The sequence below is a fragment of the Bremerella sp. P1 genome, from assembly GCF_028748185.1.
Taxonomy (GTDB): Bacteria; Planctomycetota; Planctomycetia; order Pirellulales; family Pirellulaceae; genus Bremerella.
On the sequence record NZ_CP118164.1, the window covers coordinates 2,340,780 to 2,356,627 of the forward strand.

20 protein-coding genes are annotated in these 15,848 nt (G+C 57.6%); 7 read left to right on the plus strand and 13 right to left on the minus strand.

Translation table 11 applies throughout. The features are described 5' to 3' along the window. Nucleotides 1–9: 9 nt before the first annotated feature. The 3 genes from PSR63_RS09640 to PSR63_RS09650 all read right to left on the minus strand — a co-directional run bounded on the left by PSR63_RS09640 (nucleotide 10) and on the right by PSR63_RS09650 (nucleotide 2,903). A complete protein-coding gene (locus PSR63_RS09640) occupies nucleotides 10–1,263 on the minus strand; it encodes a polysaccharide pyruvyl transferase family protein (protein WP_274332780.1) in 1,254 nt (417 codons plus the stop codon). Between the two features lie 44 nt (nucleotides 1,264–1,307). Next, a complete protein-coding gene (locus tag PSR63_RS09645; protein ID WP_274332782.1) occupies nucleotides 1,308–2,306 on the minus strand; it encodes a hypothetical protein in 999 nt (332 codons plus the stop codon). A 153-nt stretch (nucleotides 2,307–2,459) separates the two neighbouring features. Further along, a complete protein-coding gene (locus PSR63_RS09650; RefSeq protein WP_274332784.1) occupies nucleotides 2,460–2,903 on the minus strand; it encodes a hypothetical protein in 444 nt (147 codons plus the stop codon). Between the two features lie 258 nt (nucleotides 2,904–3,161). Here PSR63_RS09650 and PSR63_RS09655 point away from each other — a divergent pair, with 258 nt between their 5' ends. After that, a complete protein-coding gene (locus tag PSR63_RS09655) occupies nucleotides 3,162–3,953 on the plus strand; it encodes a DUF3050 domain-containing protein (protein ID WP_274332786.1) in 792 nt (263 codons plus the stop codon). 203 nt (nucleotides 3,954–4,156) lie between these two features. On the opposite strand, the gene PSR63_RS09660 is transcribed toward PSR63_RS09655, so the two are convergent. After that, nucleotides 4,157–4,567 (minus strand): hypothetical protein, encoded by a 411-nt coding sequence (locus PSR63_RS09660; RefSeq protein ID WP_274332787.1) that lies wholly within the window; start codon nucleotides 4,565–4,567, stop codon nucleotides 4,157–4,159. Nucleotides 4,568–4,600: 33 nt separating this feature from the next. Then, complete coding sequence (locus tag PSR63_RS28190) at nucleotides 4,601–4,993, minus strand: putative immunity protein (protein ID WP_443111116.1); 393 nt, start codon at nucleotides 4,991–4,993, stop codon at nucleotides 4,601–4,603. A 48-nt stretch (nucleotides 4,994–5,041) separates the two neighbouring features. On the opposite strand from PSR63_RS28190, the gene PSR63_RS09665 reads away from it, so the two are divergent. Then, on the plus strand, nucleotides 5,042–5,212 hold the full coding sequence (locus tag PSR63_RS09665) for a hypothetical protein (protein ID WP_274332788.1): 171 nt from the start codon (nucleotides 5,042–5,044) through the stop codon (nucleotides 5,210–5,212). 184 nt (nucleotides 5,213–5,396) lie between these two features. Then, nucleotides 5,397–6,212: a hypothetical protein gene (locus PSR63_RS09670; protein ID WP_274332789.1), complete on the plus strand. Its 816-nt coding sequence runs from the start codon at nucleotides 5,397–5,399 to the stop codon at nucleotides 6,210–6,212. Nucleotides 6,213–6,238: 26 nt separating this feature from the next. On the opposite strand, the gene PSR63_RS09675 is transcribed toward PSR63_RS09670, so the two are convergent. From PSR63_RS09675 to PSR63_RS09685, 3 genes are all read right to left on the minus strand, one after another. After that, complete coding sequence (locus PSR63_RS09675; protein WP_274332790.1) at nucleotides 6,239–6,736, minus strand: thioredoxin family protein; 498 nt, start codon at nucleotides 6,734–6,736, stop codon at nucleotides 6,239–6,241. Nucleotides 6,737–6,901: 165 nt separating this feature from the next. Beyond that, nucleotides 6,902–7,342 (minus strand): hypothetical protein, encoded by a 441-nt coding sequence (locus PSR63_RS09680; RefSeq protein ID WP_274332791.1) that lies wholly within the window; start codon nucleotides 7,340–7,342, stop codon nucleotides 6,902–6,904. A gap of 118 nt (nucleotides 7,343–7,460) precedes the next feature. Next, nucleotides 7,461–7,769: a hypothetical protein gene (locus tag PSR63_RS09685; protein ID WP_274332793.1), complete on the minus strand. Its 309-nt coding sequence runs from the start codon at nucleotides 7,767–7,769 to the stop codon at nucleotides 7,461–7,463. 314 nt (nucleotides 7,770–8,083) lie between these two features. On the opposite strand from PSR63_RS09685, the gene PSR63_RS09690 reads away from it, so the two are divergent. Further along, nucleotides 8,084–9,403 carry a replication-associated recombination protein A gene (locus tag PSR63_RS09690; RefSeq protein ID WP_274332795.1) on the plus strand — a complete coding sequence of 440 codons (1,320 nt, stop codon included), beginning with the start codon at nucleotides 8,084–8,086 and terminating at the stop codon, nucleotides 9,401–9,403. 133 nt (nucleotides 9,404–9,536) lie between these two features. Here PSR63_RS09690 and PSR63_RS09695 read toward each other — a convergent pair whose 3' ends face one another. The 5 genes from PSR63_RS09695 to PSR63_RS09715 all read right to left on the minus strand — a co-directional run bounded on the left by PSR63_RS09695 (nucleotide 9,537) and on the right by PSR63_RS09715 (nucleotide 13,336). Then, entirely contained in the window at nucleotides 9,537–9,866 is a 330-nt protein-coding gene (locus tag PSR63_RS09695; protein ID WP_274332797.1) for a hypothetical protein, read from the minus strand. A 92-nt stretch (nucleotides 9,867–9,958) separates the two neighbouring features. Further along, nucleotides 9,959–10,228 carry a hypothetical protein gene (locus PSR63_RS09700; RefSeq protein WP_274332798.1) on the minus strand — a complete coding sequence of 90 codons (270 nt, stop codon included), beginning with the start codon at nucleotides 10,226–10,228 and terminating at the stop codon, nucleotides 9,959–9,961. A 270-nt stretch (nucleotides 10,229–10,498) separates the two neighbouring features. Next, nucleotides 10,499–11,563 (minus strand): sialate O-acetylesterase, encoded by a 1,065-nt coding sequence (locus PSR63_RS09705; protein WP_274332799.1) that lies wholly within the window; start codon nucleotides 11,561–11,563, stop codon nucleotides 10,499–10,501. 189 nt (nucleotides 11,564–11,752) lie between these two features. Next, complete coding sequence (locus PSR63_RS09710) at nucleotides 11,753–12,850, minus strand: alpha/beta hydrolase (RefSeq protein ID WP_274332801.1); 1,098 nt, start codon at nucleotides 12,848–12,850, stop codon at nucleotides 11,753–11,755. 237 nt (nucleotides 12,851–13,087) lie between these two features. Further along, on the minus strand, nucleotides 13,088–13,336 hold the full coding sequence (locus PSR63_RS09715) for a hypothetical protein (RefSeq protein WP_274332803.1): 249 nt from the start codon (nucleotides 13,334–13,336) through the stop codon (nucleotides 13,088–13,090). Nucleotides 13,337–13,440: 104 nt separating this feature from the next. On the opposite strand from PSR63_RS09715, the gene PSR63_RS09720 reads away from it, so the two are divergent. The 3 genes from PSR63_RS09720 (at nucleotide 13,441) to PSR63_RS09730 (ending at nucleotide 15,808) form a co-directional block, all read left to right on the plus strand. Beyond that, a complete protein-coding gene (locus tag PSR63_RS09720) occupies nucleotides 13,441–14,679 on the plus strand; it encodes a LysM peptidoglycan-binding domain-containing protein (RefSeq protein WP_274332805.1) in 1,239 nt (412 codons plus the stop codon). 64 nt (nucleotides 14,680–14,743) lie between these two features. Then, nucleotides 14,744–15,532 (plus strand): leucine-rich repeat domain-containing protein, encoded by a 789-nt coding sequence (locus PSR63_RS09725; RefSeq protein WP_274332807.1) that lies wholly within the window; start codon nucleotides 14,744–14,746, stop codon nucleotides 15,530–15,532. 9 nt (nucleotides 15,533–15,541) lie between these two features. Further along, nucleotides 15,542–15,808 (plus strand): hypothetical protein, encoded by a 267-nt coding sequence (locus tag PSR63_RS09730; RefSeq protein ID WP_274332809.1) that lies wholly within the window; start codon nucleotides 15,542–15,544, stop codon nucleotides 15,806–15,808. Nucleotides 15,809–15,848 lie beyond the last annotated feature (40 nt).

A 15,848-nucleotide genomic window follows, 5' to 3' on the forward strand; every position in this document is an offset into this window, starting at 1 on the left:
CTATTAGAATCAAAGGCCGGCCGACTTGCGAACCACTTCCATGGTTTCGTACTGTCGGCGAGTTACCGCGGCCTGGGCGTGGGTGACCATGTGCTGGGCAAACTCAGGCCGCTGTACTAAGTCTAACACGGTGGCCGGATAGTTGGCGACCTGCTCTGGCTTGTCGAAATCGAACAGCCAATCGCCCAGTCCGATGTCCTGCCACATGAAACCCTTGGAGGTCTGCTCTTCGAAACGCCCCACAATGGCGGGGATGCCGTTGCCGATACACATGATCGGCGAGTGCATCTCGAGCCCGAAGAAGCCGGCCGAACGCACGTACGTGCTGAGGGCCTGATCGGTGAGCCAGAACTTGTCGCGCCAGACGACCTTCTGCTTCACCTCGTCGGAAAGATGGTCGTAGATGTTCAACTTGGTGACCTTCATCTGCGTCATGTCCTCGGGACAAAGCAGGACCTTTTTGTCGGTCTCGGTCACGACGCGGGCAATCGCCTCGCGAATCGGCTTGTGGTCGTGATCCTTCATCGCCTCGTTACGAGCATGACGCTCAGGATCGATCGTACGTCCCTTTTTCACTTCCCAGTAAGGCGTGTAACGCAGCCGCGTGATGCAGCACAGAAACTCACCAGGAGTCAGACCAACCTGCTTCAGATAGGCCTCCGCTTTTTCGTCATCACGCAGATCGCAAGCGAATGCCCCATCGGGACCGAACTCCATGATCGGGCTCTGGATGCCATCCACTTTCGCTTTCTTCAGCGAGACGGAATCGCGGAAGTAGACGAAGTTGGCCGAGCTCATCAGGTCCTGGGTTTCCTGATCGGCGCCAGTGTAGGTGATGCCATAGATGCCAAACGGCTTGCCTGTGTGCTCGACGAACCGACCCACATCGCGGCGAGCGACGAACGACGGCCCCGAGCCATGCAGCAGGAAGTCGCACGAGTCGACGGCGTCCTTCAAGTCGGCATTGGAGACCTTGCCGGTCTCGCCGATCGAACCTTTTACGACCCGCATGTTGGGGAAGCGTCGGGCTTCCATCGCGTGGACTTCTTCTGAGAAGTCGCCAGAAGCCCACAACGTGACTTCAGCCTCTGGCACGTACTTCTCGAGCAAGGCCATCACGCCGGGCGTGTGGGCGATGTCACCGATGTTCACCACTTGCCACGAAGAACGAAGAAGTATCCTCGGCCGCCTGGCAGGAGCCGCGTAAGCCTTCGAAGCCAACACGGCGGCGACCGAGGATTGTAAGAACGTACGACGTTTCATAGGACGAAACCCGCGATGCGCAAGAGGAGAGTCGATAGAGGCGTTTACTTCTTTTCGGCCGCATTCAAGGCGTCGATGTTGGCCGACTCGTGCAGCGCCAGGATCTCTTCGTCGGTCAGTGCCCGATCGAAGACCGCCAGGCCGCCGAACTTTCCTTTGGTCGCTTCACGCAGAAACGAACCGACGGCGTAGCGTGCACCAACGGTGAAGTCAGAACCGCCATCCGGCTTCGATTCGGCGTGCTTCTCTGGATCGTACTTGAAGATGCCACGGCCGTGATAATAAGGATTCATCCCGCGGTCTTTGCCGTCGGGACCTTCCTGCGTGAAGTAGCGATCGTCGCGGCGATCCTTCTTCGCATCGAGCTCGCGCTTCTCGTACGTGCCGTTGATGTAGGCGGTGATGTACTTGCCATCGTACGTGAACGCCAACGTGCACCATTGTTCCTCTGGTACCTTACGCTTGGTCGCGGCGTAGTCGGCACACCATGGGAAGGCCGAACCATCGGCGCGACGCGTGACGCCCCCTTCGGCGCTGATGTGCGGCACCAACTGATTGGGGCCGCCATAGGTCGGCATGTTCATCAGCATCGAATACTGACGCGTGCCGCTGTCGTCGTCGCGGCCTTTGCCTTCGCTCCACATGCCAGCGATCGTGCGGCTTTGGCGAAGATCGATGATTCGCACGACGGCGAACATCGAGACCTGAGCATCCGGACCGCTGATGTTCAGCTTGCCGGTCTTGTCGTAGTCGAGCTGTAGGTACTGCGTGCCGTTGAAGTCGATGCTGTGTCCAGAGTACGGTCCCACGTCGGCTCGGGCGATCGGGCCGTTCACTTCCTTCAGCGGGTACGTGCCTTCAGGGGCGATCGATTCGCGGAGTTGGCCAGGCTCTTCATCAAACGTCCAGAACGCGACCAGGTTGGGAGTCTTCAGCACGACCGATGGGTCGCCTGAAGGTTCGTGTGCCTGGGCAGCTGTGCCTGGCATCGCGAGAGAGGAAAGTCCCAGTACAAAGGAACACAACAGAATCGAACGGAGCATGACGAAGGTTCTCAGAAGGATTGGGGGCAGGCAATATCATGAGAGCAGGCCGAATCCACCCAGATTCGACCTGCTCCTGATATTAATCAATCTCAATCCGACATGGAACCTTTTCGGCCCGAGAAACAGGCCGAACGGGGGGAATGACCGAGCTTAATTGTCGCTCAGGCCGGCCAGCATGGTATCGAGCGACAGCGATGGGATATCGGCTGCGAGCGACTCGTCGACCACTTCCGACTCTGCACTTGCTGGGCAGCACGAAGTGCCAGTGCTGCCGCTCGTGGCCATCGAAGGACAGCAGCTGCCGCCTGCGTAGCCACCCACCGGCATGCCTGCCGAGCAGGTACCACTGGGTGCCGCGCTCGCGAAGATCGTCTCCTGGTATTCCTTGGGCAGGTACTGCGTCACGGCCACGGCGGTCTCTGGCGAGACGACGGTGATCCCCAGGGCCAAGATGACCAGGCCGGCGAACCCGTAGACGGTGTTCTTAATCCAACTCCCAACGCGGGCTGCCGGTTGCGCGGATGGTGAACCTTGCCCGGCGGTTTCGGTTCCTTGGCTAAGGGATTCGATCGGCTGATTTTTATCTTCCATCATCAATTCCTAGTTTTGGACACAGAGCGGCGGGACTAATTACCATACATAGTACCGACATTGTGCGGTGATCATTCACCCTTTTTCCGTGAGATCTCCCACTGTAAGGGGTTCTTTTCGGGAAAATCGGGATATCCCCCACGTTGAACCTGCGCTTTCCCGAAATTCCATTCCCGATCCCCCCAGGTTTTGTTAGCTTCACAAGTTGTTGTCCGTTACTTTAGGGACACACCCAACCCCACTGCCAAGCGACAGATGCCCATGATTATCATGCCTCCTTCGGCGCAAGAGCGTCTCGAACGAATCGAACAGGTTCTTGCACCTCAGCGGCAAGCTTTGCTCGACCACCCGGTCTACCAGCAAATCACCAGCGCCGACGCCCTGAAGGTCTTCATGCAGTACCACGTCTTTGCGGTGTGGGACTTCATGTCTCTGCTGAAGGTCCTGCAGCTGAAGCTGACCTGCACGAGCGTGCCTTGGGTGCCAACCGAGAACAACCTCGGCCGCCGCCTGGTGAATGAAATCGTCCTGGCCGAAGAGAGCGACGAAGACGGTGAAGGCGGCTTCAGCAGCCACTTCGAGCTGTACCAGAGTTCGATGGAGCAAATCGGAGCCGATGGCTACCTGATCGATCGCTTCCTGCAGCGGCTGGAATGTGGCCGCGACGTGACGGCTGCTCTCTACGAAGCCGACCTGCCGCGTCCGATCGTGCAGTTCGTGACCAACACGTTCGACCTGATCGCCAGCGATAACCTGTGTGCGATCGCTGCCGGCTTCACCTACGGCCGCGAAGACCTGCTGCCAGGCGTCTTCCAGAAGATCGTCAACCAGGTCAATCAAGAGCTGTCAGGCTCGGCCTCGAAGTTCGTCTACTACCTCGATCGCCACATCGAACTCGACGGCGACTCGCACGGCCCGATGGCCCACCGCCTGCTCTCGCACCTCTGCGGCGACGACGACGACAAATGGCAAGCCGCCGAAGACGCCGCCGTGCGTAGCCTGGAAGCCCGGTTGCTACTGTGGAACGGGATGCTCGACGCGCTGGCGTACTAGTTGCTCTCGATTCTCACGTTTGCGCGTTTCGAAGTCGAGAGCTGATTCTCACGAAAACAGAAGCGGGCAACTCGCTACGGTAGTTGCCCGTTGACGTAGCTTAGCGTGCTATCGTAATCGTTATTCTTACAACGTTGCTCTTTCGCCTAGGGAATCTGAATCCAAGGGTGGAGTAAACCGTACGCTTGAGCTCGGTCGACACTTCACGGCATTTCAAGTGCCCAGTGTTCAAGATACTCGGTAACTTCCTTGAGGGCCGCCATCAAGAGCCAAGGGATTACGGTCAGTGCGATGGCCCAAATCCATCGTCCTTTGATCCATCGATTTCCTGCGTACAGAAGGGCCAGACCGAATCCCAAGAAGAACAGAATCGTTGCCATTTGAACGATATCCAGCAGGAGCCACGGCAACGGGCCATCCAAGTCGACGCCTAGATACTTCCAGTTGTTCCAGACGGCCATTGGAAAGGCGAACAACATCAGACCACCAATCAGCCAACAGATGCATGCCGGAATAACACGCCAGCGAAAAACACGTTTCGGCGGTGGCGGCGACGCCTGGGCCGGTTGGTTCGGTTCGTCGTTGACTGCCTGGGGTGACTTGTAGGGGTCCATCGATGTGCTGAATCTTCTTGTCGTTCTGCAGGGCTACGGAGCGTTTCCGTTTAGTAATTCGCGAAGGCATTCAACCTGCCAGACGCGCACGTCTTTATTGTCGTAGTATCCGGCTGCACATGCGGCAATCTTTGAGGCTCTAGGCACTGTGCCTGCCGATAATGCGGCACAGTGTATTGCGTCTATCACAGAGACCTCTGGAATCACGGGTCGCCCAAAAGAATCCCTGCGAAAATACGACGAATACCACGCACTGCTACGCGCTTCGTACAGTTGTTCTAAGTTAATCTCGCCAGCAAGCCAGTTTCGCTTCGCTTCAATCGCCTCTCTTGGTCGCCTATCGTTCTCGAACACGGATTCGAATTGGGGGAGAACATGCTCCGCGAAATCGCATCCGATGCGATGTAGCACAGAATCATCCAGCACACCGCGACGAAGAAGGATCTCGACCTTCAGTTTGGGCGAAAGTGGGAAATGGAGAACATCGGGCGGCTCGATGCCATGACCAACAAGAGCTCGGACAATCTGAGCTTTATGGTTGTCGAGTCTCTCGATTTCGCCGGCAAGTGGATGATGAATCGCTTTGAGATGTTCGACGACAACGCGAGGATCGTCGTTTTCAAACATGGCTTCAATTTGCGATAGCATCAAACAAGTCACCAATGGGAAAAGTTAGTCGCAAAGTGGCAGCGGTCACCGCGCCGGCACATGACCACGGCACGATGGAGCGAGCTTGGCGGAAAGGGTAGATTAACAGTTCCACCAAGCCGAAGCGACAATATCAAACGATTTACCTCTTTTCCTGATTTGAACCTGCGGAACCCCATCCGTGAACGAGCTCTCGGAAGCAAGAACTTTCCGGTTGAAGAAGTCGATTCTCTATCAGGGAATCGGCTTCACGCTTTTTTTTGCGGTCGTGATCGGTTTGTATGTCGCCCTCGCTTTCTTTCTGCAGCCAGCGGCGGCGGGTGCCCAGGGGCCGAACGTCTCGGTCTTGGTGTTGGGATCGATCGTTTTCGGACCGATGCTGATCGGCTCGCTATGCCTATGGCGGGCCTACTATGTCGAGCAGCTTAGCATCCGCGGCAGCCTGGTTTCGCTGCGCTCGTTAACGCAGAACCATCAGTTCGACCTGTCCGAAATTCAGTCGCTCGTCTGGTCACCCTATCCGCGCGGCGGCTCGCTCCGGTTTCAACTGCCCGGCGCTAAGGCCCGTCTTAGCCTGCATGGCTACTCGGTCGAAGATCGGCAGGAGATCATCGCCCTACTGCACACGCTGGTGCCTGACACGCAGCAAGAGAACTGGCCCCGGTTCTGCCATCGCGTGGCCATCCCACTTCGCGATGGTTACTTCCCCAACGTGGAGGCCGCCCCCTGGGAGCAAACACAGCGCGAGCAGAAACGTCGTCAGCGGATCCGCGCGATGGTGCTGACCGTCAGCTCCTGCGGCTTGTTGTTGACGCCGATCCTGCTGCAGCTTGGCGTCGACAAACTGACTGCAATGATCACAGGCATGGCCGTGCTACTCGTGGGCGTCTTCGGCTTCATTCCGTTTCTACCTCGCGTGAAAACGAATTGGACAGAAGCAGACGAACAACTGGCGGTGCAGTTATGGGATGAAGGGGAGCTGCCGCCCGGGGAGTGACTGGCGGCCGTGAAAACAACCACACCCTAGTCCTCTGACGTGGATGGGTTCGATGGCTGAAGCAGTTCGAGGAATTCTGGCTTGCCGAGTCCGCCCGTTCGCCAGCGGAGGGCCTCTCCTTGTGGATCGGTAATGATCGTGACCGGCGGTCCGCCGACTTGATATCGCTCCATAACGGGAGCACTTTCCGGATTATCCACGTCGATTAGTACCGGGATGAAGTTGTCGTTGACCGCGGCCGTGACCTCTTCATCCGCCCATACCTGACGTTTCATAATCCGGCACGGCACACACCACTGGCCGGTGAAGTAAAGAAGGACCGGTTTGCCGGTACCGGCTGCTTGCTGCTGAGCCGCCGCGTAGCTGTCGGCCCAGGCAATGCTGTTGGCAGGAACATAAAAGCAATACCAGGCATACGCCAGCGAGACCACCAGAAACGTCAACCAAAAGCACCGCCAGAAATGGAAGAATTTCTTGCGCTTCGCGGGCGTCTCGGAGCTGCTGGCTGATGAGGATTCATTCATGACTGTGCGTGTGTCTAGGATGCTCTTTCTTCTAACCGAATCGTCTGGCAATCGCTCCCTACCGTGCTCCGCTGCATCCGCTCACATGCCGACTAGCTGGGAACCTTCGCTTGCGTTTCGGCAGTCAGGCATCGCACATCGTTATACCCAGAAGCGAGATCACAACTAGCCAGGTCTAAACGTGCGTTGCCAATTTGAAATTGGCTTGGGTGGATCTTCTAATAATCCTGCAAGGGATTCATCGGTGGGACTCCACTGGTACGTGCCACCGCCAGGGAAATCGCGGACAACGTGCAGGGTGGCCGAGAACCAGTAAAGCTGACTCAAAACACGCTCAAACTTGGACAGCCATTCAGCAATCAGGGCGTCCAAGTCGTACGGGTCATCTTTCATCGTCAGGCCAAAGTGGATCGCTTGACTTCGATAGGTGCCGTTAGGATAGTCTCCTGGCATCGCAAAAATGCTGCGGTCTACCCAGGGGTGATCATCGTCACTCGGCAGCGATTCAATAACCTTGGCGTTTCGTGGATAGAGTGACCGAAAATCCTCACCCGACCTGCGGTGAGCACCTACAATCACGCCATACATCAAGACTTCATGTCCCATGGATTCTGAAAGGCTTAGCCCTAAAGGTGACAAGGGGAGGCGAGTCGGCGTTGTCTTCAAACCATCTGAGCGAGATGAATCGCGCCGCAGTTGCGGATACTTTTCCGTCTGAACCGAGCTACGACTCGGAAGTGCTATCGACGGCCTGTTGGACTACTTCTTCTGCAGGCACATCGTACCATTCTCCCTGCTCCAGCTTCGCGGTCAGCTGGCATTTTTCGCACCGGTAGTACGCTCGTGGAATGAAGTCCTCCTCGCTTTCCTCACCAAACGGTTCGGTAAAGAAGCCAACGTACAGCAGCGTATCCTCGTTGCAGTTTCGACAGTGCTGCGGACGCTTCGAGCGCTGAAACACGACGAAAAGGAGAACACCATACGCGACGACAAGCAGAAACAAGCCGCCGAGAACATACAGCAGGATCGTCATCGTGGATTCCACCTCGACCAACAGACGGCCAGCTTCCCAGCCGTTACGCTCAAGAAATAAAAAAACCCGGCGTACGTTTGTTAAGCGTCAACGTACGTCGGGCTCACACTGCGGCAAAGTGCTTAACGCTCCGTGCAGTGTCCTTGCTCGACCGCAGACGATTGGAGCAACCGTCCAGAAGGGCCCATTCGGCCGAACACTTTTAACTTAGGTTATGTTTTGGCCAAATGCAAACTTTTTCTTGAGCCATTTTCAGCGAGGCGATTTTCGTACAATGGAGCCTCATTGCTTCACGATCCCCTCGGTACCCATTGATGTCTCTGTTTGAACAAGCCGAAGCCAAGAACTTCGATCGCGCCAAGCCGTTGGCTGCCCGGATGCGTCCGCGCAACCTGGGCGAGTTCGTCGGGCAAAAGCACTTCCTCGCCGAAGGTAAATTGCTGTGGCGATTGATCAAGTCGAATCGCCTGACCTCGGTCCTCTTCTACGGTCCGCCTGGCTGTGGCAAGACCACCCTGGCCCAGCTGTTGGCTTCGGAAACGAAGTGCCGATTCCGCCAACTCAACGCCGTGACCTCCGGCGTGAAAGAGCTGCGCGAGGTGCTGCAGGAAGCCCAAAGCGAAGTCGCCACCGGCGGACGCAAGACGCTGCTGTTCGTCGACGAGATCCACCGCTTCAACAAGTCGCAGCAAGATGCCTTGCTGCCTGATGTCGAGAACGGCATCGTGATCCTCGTCGGGGCGACCACCAGCAACCCGTTCTTCGCGGTCAACAGCGCGCTGGTCAGCCGCAGTCAGATCTTTCAGTTTGAACCGCTGACACCGGAAGAGATTCATGACGTACTCAACGCCGCGCTGGCCGACCCCCATCGCGGGCTCGGCAAGTTCGACGTAAAGCTTGAGGACGACGCGGCCCAGTTCCTGGGTGAGGTGTGCGATGGCGATGCTCGGCGGGCACTGAACGCTTTGGAAATCGGTGTCCTTTCGAGCGACGAGAAGCCGATCCACTTCACCAAGCAGCTGGCCGAAGAGTCGATTCAGAAGAAGGCCGTGCAGTACGATCGTGACGGCGACACGCACTACGACACGGCCAGCGCGCTGATCAAGAGCATCCGCGGCAGTGACGTCGACGCGGCCATCTACTGGCTGGCCAAGATGCTCGAAGGAGGCGAAGACATTCGCTTCATCACGCGGCGGCTGATCATCTCGGCCAGCGAAGACATCGGCAACGCCGACCCGCATGCCCTGACGATCGCCGTTTCGGCCATGCAGGCCTGCGAAATGATCGGCCTGCCGGAGTGCCAGCTCACCCTTTCGCAAACGGTCGCTTACCTGGCATGTGCCCCCAAAAGCAACGCCGCGACGGTCGCGATTGGCGAAGCCCGCAAAGACATCCGCGAAGGCCGCGTCGAGCCGGTACCGGTGCACCTGCGTGACTCGCACTACGGCGGCGCCAAAGATCTCGGCCACGGCGAAGGATACGAGTACGCCCACAACTCGCCCGACGGCATCGCCGCCCAAACCTACCTGGGCATCGACCGCGAGTACTACCGCCCGGTCCCGCGCGGCTTCGAAGCGACGCTGCAAAAGCGGGTCGAGGTGTATCGGAAGCGGCTACGTGGAGAAGAGGATTAGCCACCGAGGGCACAGAGATCACAGAGAGGAAGAGGGACGAACCGCAGATTACGCGGATGGGCGCGGATAAGAACGGGGACCAACCGTGTGCCACTGCCGCCCTCGGCAGTGTGAGCCAGCAAACGATATGTACCTAGTGATCCACTCCATCAGCAATGAACAACTCGCTTGGTGTTCGGAGTCGAGCAAGTTGACTGAGCGTTTCCGAGTTAGAACGTTGGCCTCCTTCACTCCACACCTCATACCTTATCGGCAAGTACCAAGAGGCAAAGTGGACCGCCCATACGACCTTTCGAGGCAGCATTGCCTGACCTGCGTAGATCGCTGCAACGCTGGCCAGTAGCTCAAGGTAACGATCCACCCAGCCATCCGGGAACTGGCCGCAATCCACTAAAGACCCATTCGGCGTATCGGTCCCCAGTACATGATTATAGAGCAGATCTTCAGCGGGTGGTTCGGACATTATTTGCTCCTGTTGCAGCGTACATGCCCACAAAAGACACAAAAGGGCAAGAGCTGATTCCCGACACTACCTACATAATTGCCAACCACGGGTCACTGCTGGCGCGCAACCAGCTTTCCGATCTGGGCACCGAAAGCGCCGGCGAGGGCACCGACGATCACCATTCCCAAAAAGCCTACCCACACCGCTTGCAAGTCGGGTTCGTTGTTTCCGCCTGACATCGACATCATCATTGTCGAAGGGAACGCTACCAGTACGAAGCACGGCAGGCCCGAGAGAATCGCACCTAAGGGAACGGCAATCACAACCCGACAGGTTGCCCCAGCAGCGCCGCAGCCAATGAGCCCGATAAGCGCAGACAAAAGTAAGAACCACAAGAAGTCGGATCCCACTCCTGATACGCCTGAGCTGCCGCCTCCGAAAAATGAACCTTCCCCATCACTGATCATTTTTAGGAATAGAAGAGCGACAATTACGCGGCCGATGGCACCAGATAGTCCTCCTACGCCCGCTCCAGCAAGAATGGCTAACATGACGATCGGAGTTCCTTATTGAGTCAGGCAGGCTGAATCTCACCACAGCCTCCATACTCTTTTATCCGCGACCATCCACTCTAGTTCGCGGTTGACTCTCTACTTCTTCGACTTCAGCTCAATCATCGTCTTCGCCAGTTCATTGCCAATCCGCGTATACCAGATCGCGCTGCCCAGGTAATGGTAAGGGCGGTCGGAGCCGACGAGTTTCCATTCTTCGAAGTGGTTTTGCCAGCCGGGGAACTTGGCTTCGGCGACCTTGTCGACCAGCACATCGGTGCGGATCGTTTTGACGTTGCCGGCGAACTCAGGCACATCGTTCATGGCCAGCTGGGCGTCTTGGATCTTCTTCATGTTCTCGGCCGGAGGTGACGAGCCGTTTTGGCCCAACGCACCGATAACCACCGGTAGCTCTGGGGCATCCCAGGCCTTGCGGACGTCTTGGATCAGTAGCTTCATGTTCGCTGCGTATTCGCCTGGGGCATGGTCGCCGAACATGTCGTTGAAGCCTTGGAACCAAACGAAGCCGGCGATCTCTGGCTTCTTCCCTTCGAGCTGCGGAAACAGCTCGCCGGCGCTGGCCAGCGTTTCATCCACTTCCTGCATCATGTTGCGGTACGAGACGCCGTACTCGGCTTTGACCTGCTCCATGGTGGGCAGCGGGTCGTTGCGGTTACGTTTCTCGTTGTTCTTCTTCGTTCGATCCTGCAGTTGGGCTAACTCTTGCTGCAACACTTCTTCGCTCGGCAGGCCGGCACTTGGCGGGCGAAACTTCTGATACAGCGAGTGCCCGCCCCAGCATGTTTTGATCAGCAGAACCGGCTCGTCGTAGTAGTCCCCCATGGCGAAGCCAAAGGCCAGCTCCAGGCCCGTCTTGTCGCGCGAACCGTACCCAACCGTCAGCGGTCCCCGGCGGCCGAGATAATTGATCAGCACATCTTCCCGCTCGATCCACTTGGTGTTGTCTTCGTTGCGATACGGCGCGAAGAACTCCTTCGTGTCGGGGAAGGTCGCTTGATGCGTGAACAACTCGGTACTGGCCTTCCCTTCCATGTTGGACTGCCCCGCGAGGACGAACACCTTGTAGGTATCGGCGGCGAAAAGGTTCGAGGTGGCAATACCAACCATGAAGAGCATGGCCGCAGTAACATTGGCAAAACGCATGAGGAGTTCCTTGGAAGGAAGTAGCGACGGGGAAAAGTAAGGTGAGAAGTCTGTCTCGTTGGATTCGACTTCTCTGATGATACAACGGCCCGCCGCCGAGAGCCAAAACTTTTTGCTCTGCCAAGAAGAAGAGGACCAACCACGAACCTGCGTGGATGGTCACCGATCAGAAGGGAAGCTCCTGGCCAACTACTTGCCAGGCTTCTCTGCTTTGAGCTTGGCGATCAGGAAGTCTTCCAGCGAACCGTACTTGGTGTCTCTCGGCAGGTCAGGTGCCGTGACGACGCATTCCAGCCCAAGCTTCTCCATCGCCTGTTGAAGCTTCAATCCCATCAGAACATGATGCACCCAGATCGAGTGCGACGTCTCTTTGGTGACCTTGCTGTTGGGTCGACTATACAGCATGTACACCGGGGCCTGATCATCCTTGGTGAGATGAGCGATGGGGGAAGCATCTTTCATCTTCGCGTGGATCTCTGGCCGCTTCAGTTCGCTTTCGTCTTCAATGCCTAAGAACGCAGGCAGGGCCGGTCCCATCTCAAGATCAGGGACCTCAAACCAATCGCGAAAGACGTGCATATCGTAAGCCGACTGGCCGTTGGTGGAACCGGCTGCCAGGATGCGGGTCGATTGACGGGCAATCGGATCATTGCTGTTGGGGTCGGCCAGATCATCGTGAAAGGCAAGCCACATACTGATGCCAGCCCCGGCCGAGCCGCCGTAGCAGGCAACACGATCGGGATCGATGTTCCACTCGGCCGCTCGATGCCGGATGGTCTGCAAACCCCGGGCAGCGTCGTGCATCATGATGGGATACGGTCCCGAATCGGAGAGGCGGTAGTTCATCGCAGCGAAGGCGATGCCTGCCTGGTGAAGCTTCTCGATCGTGCCGGATCGTACCTGCGATTTATCGCCACCACGGAATCCACCGCCGTGAATGAAGATCACCAGTGGTGTCGGCCCTTTTGCATCAGGCACTGGCCACAAATCGAAACGCTGCAACTTGTGCTCGCCGTAAGCCACATTCGCGACCGGGGCCTCGACCTGCGGACGATTGCCCAGTCGCCCGCGAGGCGTGCCATTCTGCTCGCCCTGCTCCATGCGCCGCTTACGGATGAAGGCCCCGATCTCTTGCGTCGAAAGCACTCCATCCCCGTTGGTATCACTTTGGGGAAACCGCTTGAGCAGCTCTGCCCGGCGCTGGGCAGCATCCCGCGCGGGTGCCTGCCCAAATCCGGTGGAAGTCAGAAGCGAAACACAGGTCAGAATCAGGATGTAGTTTCTCATACCCCGATTAACCCCCAGTCGAGGCCTATTGTTTCGCTAAAACCTGAGAAACCTGGCCCACTGGGCAATTCGAGGCTGGTTCGCCGCTCTGCTTTCTCGGTGCCGAAGGTGGCTAATGCCCCTCTTCCTACGGCAGCTAGCGAGTCGCAGAAAACCGGCCTTTGTACGAATTGGCCGTTTGGTTACTATCTGAGAACGCTTGCGGAACTAGAGCCCGATTTATGGGTCTTTCGCAAGCTATGGGAACAACATGACCAGCGCGACGATCGTTGCGATGATGCCCAGGATGCCGAAGAGAATCCACGTGAATGACTTGCCCGACCAGGGACTCGTATCGTGGATGATCGCGTGCAGACAGACCGGGCAGACATCGACATCGTCGAAGATTTCGGCCCCGCACTCGGGGCAGATCATCGTATTGTCCTGATCATCGTCTTCAGGCTCGTCGTCGATCCAATCTTCGTCGTACTCGTCGCTGTCGTACATGTTCCTGGGATGGGTAAAGCAAAGTTAAGAGCACACCTCGGCACTATCGTTCTTCGGCAGAAGGATCTGCCTCGAATGAGCCGAAATCGTCAGGGAGGACGAAGGTGGAAACGATTAAAACCGCATGCATGGTCATTGTACTCATGGCCATTGGTTACGGCGTCTACACCGTTTTAAATCAGCCGGAAGATGTCCCGCCGGAAGTGGCCGAGGCCAGCGAAAGCATGGACCTGACGCTGCCTGACTTCTCGCAGATGGCGATGCCTGGCGGCTCTCCTTCGACGTCTCCATCCACGCCGATGGGCACCCCATCGGCGGCACCGAAGTTTGAAGACAAAGGTTTTGCCAGCGGCCGACTGACGGCTCCGCAGCTGGGTGAATCTGGCGGAAACGTCCCTTCGTTCGACGGTTCCCCGTCCAACAACCACGACGCACATGGCCATGACCATTCCGACAGCGCACCCAAGTTTGCCAGCTCTAACGACTTGCCTCCTCTGGGCAGCTCGGCTCCAACGAACCCCGCCCAAGAGATGTCATCAAGCGAAGCTCCCATCCCCACTTCGCCGGATGCTTCCCGTACCGAACTAGCTTCGGTCTACAGCCAAGGCAACATGGGCGGCATGTCCAACCCGATGAGCGGTGGCTCTTCGCAGTCGGCCGGGCAGTTCCAAGTCGACTGGGACGAAGCCCAGGTTTACCTTGGCCAGAACGACTTGGTCGAAGCAACGCGGAAGCTAACCAAGTGGCGGAATCGACCGGAACTGAATCCTTCGCAAAAAGAAAAGCTGAACCTCCTGCTGAGCCAACTCGCCGGCACGGTGGTTTACTCGACGCAGCATTCCTTGGAGGAACCGTACACGGTCGGTAGTGGCGAAACGCTCGGCAGCATTGCCCAGCAGTTTCAAGTCCCTGCCATCCTGCTGCAGCGAATCAACGGCATTGCGGACCCGAACAGCCTGACGCCTGGTCAGAAGCTGAAAGTGCTGCGTGGCCCCTTCCACGCGAAGGTCGACATGACGCATAACGAACTGACGCTGGAAATCGACGGCTGCTATGCCGGGCGGTTCCCGATCACCATCGAGAACGGCGCGATCATTCCAGCAGGCGAACACGAAGTCCTGCGAAAGGAAGCCAATCCGCAGTTCTACGACGAGTCGGCTCAGAAGATCCTGACCGCCAGCGATCCGGCCAATCCGTACGGCGGACACGCGGTACATTTGGACGGCGGCATCGTGCTGCACGGCAGCGGCGGCCCAGGCGGCTCGATCAGCATGAGCGCACGTGATTCGGAAGATATCTTCGGTATTCTTTCGATCGGCTCGAAGGTCACCGTTCGCCGATAGTTTGACCGCGAAGTAAATCGCGGATAGCTTACGATAGTCTCACCTCCTTCTGCCGGAGACTATCGTGCCCACGCCGAACGGCCAGCTTAGCGAAACGACCCACGCCCCGCGCAAATCGCGGCGACTGCAGTGGTCGCTCAGGGCATTCGCCCTCTTGATCGTGGCGTTCTCTGCCGTGTTCATGCTCATCAGCAGTTGGCAGCGTACCGGGCAGCTGCATGCACACGTCGCCGACCAGATCCAACGCGACCGGCATGTCTACATCGAATGGGTGCACGAAGATTGGCAGTGGGTGCACCCCAAGCCAGGCGTGGGCGTTTGGCGAAGAGCTTCGACCGTTTCGCCCTGGGTCCGAAGCGTGGGAGCCGAGCCGCTGTTTCTGCGTATCGATCGCGTGGTGATCAACGAAGCCAGCGTTAACGAATTGGAGCCGATCCTCGAGCAACTAACGCGGATTCCCCACCTGCGTGATCTATCTCTCTACCATTGCCAGTCCAACGAAGAGCAACTCGCCCAGTGGCTGGCGCAGACTTCCGTTGAAGAGCTCTCGGCCGAAGAAACCCAGCTCGGTCGTGGTCGACTTCCCTTTCTCAATCATCCCACGCTGAAACACCTGCACCTGGGACGCACGCAGTTCTCGAACCCCGCGATCGATGACCTGCCGATTTCGCTCGAGCATCTGAATCTGCGACGGACACGCATCGCTGATGAAGGCCTCGATAAGTTTGTGCGGCTGACGAATCTGAAACAACTGGATCTCAGCCGAACGCCCACCAGCGGACAAGCTATCCGTGGGCTTCGTCAGAAGATGCCCTGGTGCACGATCCAATGGGAGCCGCTGAGAAATCCTTAGCGGGCCATCATGCCGGAAACCCAGCCCCACGAAGACCCCACCCAACCCAAACGGCGATCGCTCTGGCGAAGCTGGTCGCTACGGACGTTGTTCGTGTTTGTGGCCCTTTGTGCCGCCGCACTGGCATGGTCAAGCTACCAGTTGCGTGTCGGCCAGCTCCATGAAGAAGTCTGCGAGAACGTTCGCGAGCTCGGCGGTATGGTCGGAACGATTCGTGCCGAGCAAGTTTACCTCGGCCCGTTTCCCATTGCCATCACCGATAAGCGGCAAGCCTAGCTGAAAGCAATGGGGGCCGAGGACGCGACCACGCGAACAG

Bases quoted from the DNA above. Each gene is read 5' to 3' on its own strand.
- PSR63_RS09710 (WP_274332801.1), bottom strand. From the start codon at position 12,850: ATGAGAAACTACATCCTGATTCTGACCTGTGTTTCGCTTCTGACTTCC.
- PSR63_RS09660 (WP_274332787.1), bottom strand. From the start codon at position 4,567: ATGGACCCCTACAAGTCACCCCAGGCAGTCAACGACGAACCGAACCAA.
- PSR63_RS09715 (WP_274332803.1), bottom strand. From the start codon at position 13,336: ATGTACGACAGCGACGAGTACGACGAAGATTGGATCGACGACGAGCCT.
- PSR63_RS09655 (WP_274332786.1), top strand. From the start codon at position 3,162: ATGATTATCATGCCTCCTTCGGCGCAAGAGCGTCTCGAACGAATCGAA.
- PSR63_RS09680 (WP_274332791.1), bottom strand. From the start codon at position 7,342: ATGGGACATGAAGTCTTGATGTATGGCGTGATTGTAGGTGCTCACCGC.
- PSR63_RS09675 (WP_274332790.1), bottom strand. From the start codon at position 6,736: ATGAATGAATCCTCATCAGCCAGCAGCTCCGAGACGCCCGCGAAGCGC.
- PSR63_RS09730 (WP_274332809.1), top strand. From the start codon at position 15,542: ATGCCGGAAACCCAGCCCCACGAAGACCCCACCCAACCCAAACGGCGA.
- PSR63_RS09640 (WP_274332780.1), bottom strand. From the start codon at position 1,263: ATGAAACGTCGTACGTTCTTACAATCCTCGGTCGCCGCCGTGTTGGCT.
- PSR63_RS09645 (WP_274332782.1), bottom strand. From the start codon at position 2,306: ATGCTCCGTTCGATTCTGTTGTGTTCCTTTGTACTGGGACTTTCCTCT.
- PSR63_RS09705 (WP_274332799.1), bottom strand. From the start codon at position 11,563: ATGCGTTTTGCCAATGTTACTGCGGCCATGCTCTTCATGGTTGGTATT.
- PSR63_RS09690 (WP_274332795.1), top strand. From the start codon at position 8,084: ATGTCTCTGTTTGAACAAGCCGAAGCCAAGAACTTCGATCGCGCCAAG.
- PSR63_RS09695 (WP_274332797.1), bottom strand. From the start codon at position 9,866: ATGTCCGAACCACCCGCTGAAGATCTGCTCTATAATCATGTACTGGGG.
- PSR63_RS09650 (WP_274332784.1), bottom strand. From the start codon at position 2,903: ATGATGGAAGATAAAAATCAGCCGATCGAATCCCTTAGCCAAGGAACC.
- PSR63_RS09665 (WP_274332788.1), top strand. From the start codon at position 5,042: ATGGAGAACATCGGGCGGCTCGATGCCATGACCAACAAGAGCTCGGAC.
- PSR63_RS09685 (WP_274332793.1), bottom strand. From the start codon at position 7,769: ATGACGATCCTGCTGTATGTTCTCGGCGGCTTGTTTCTGCTTGTCGTC.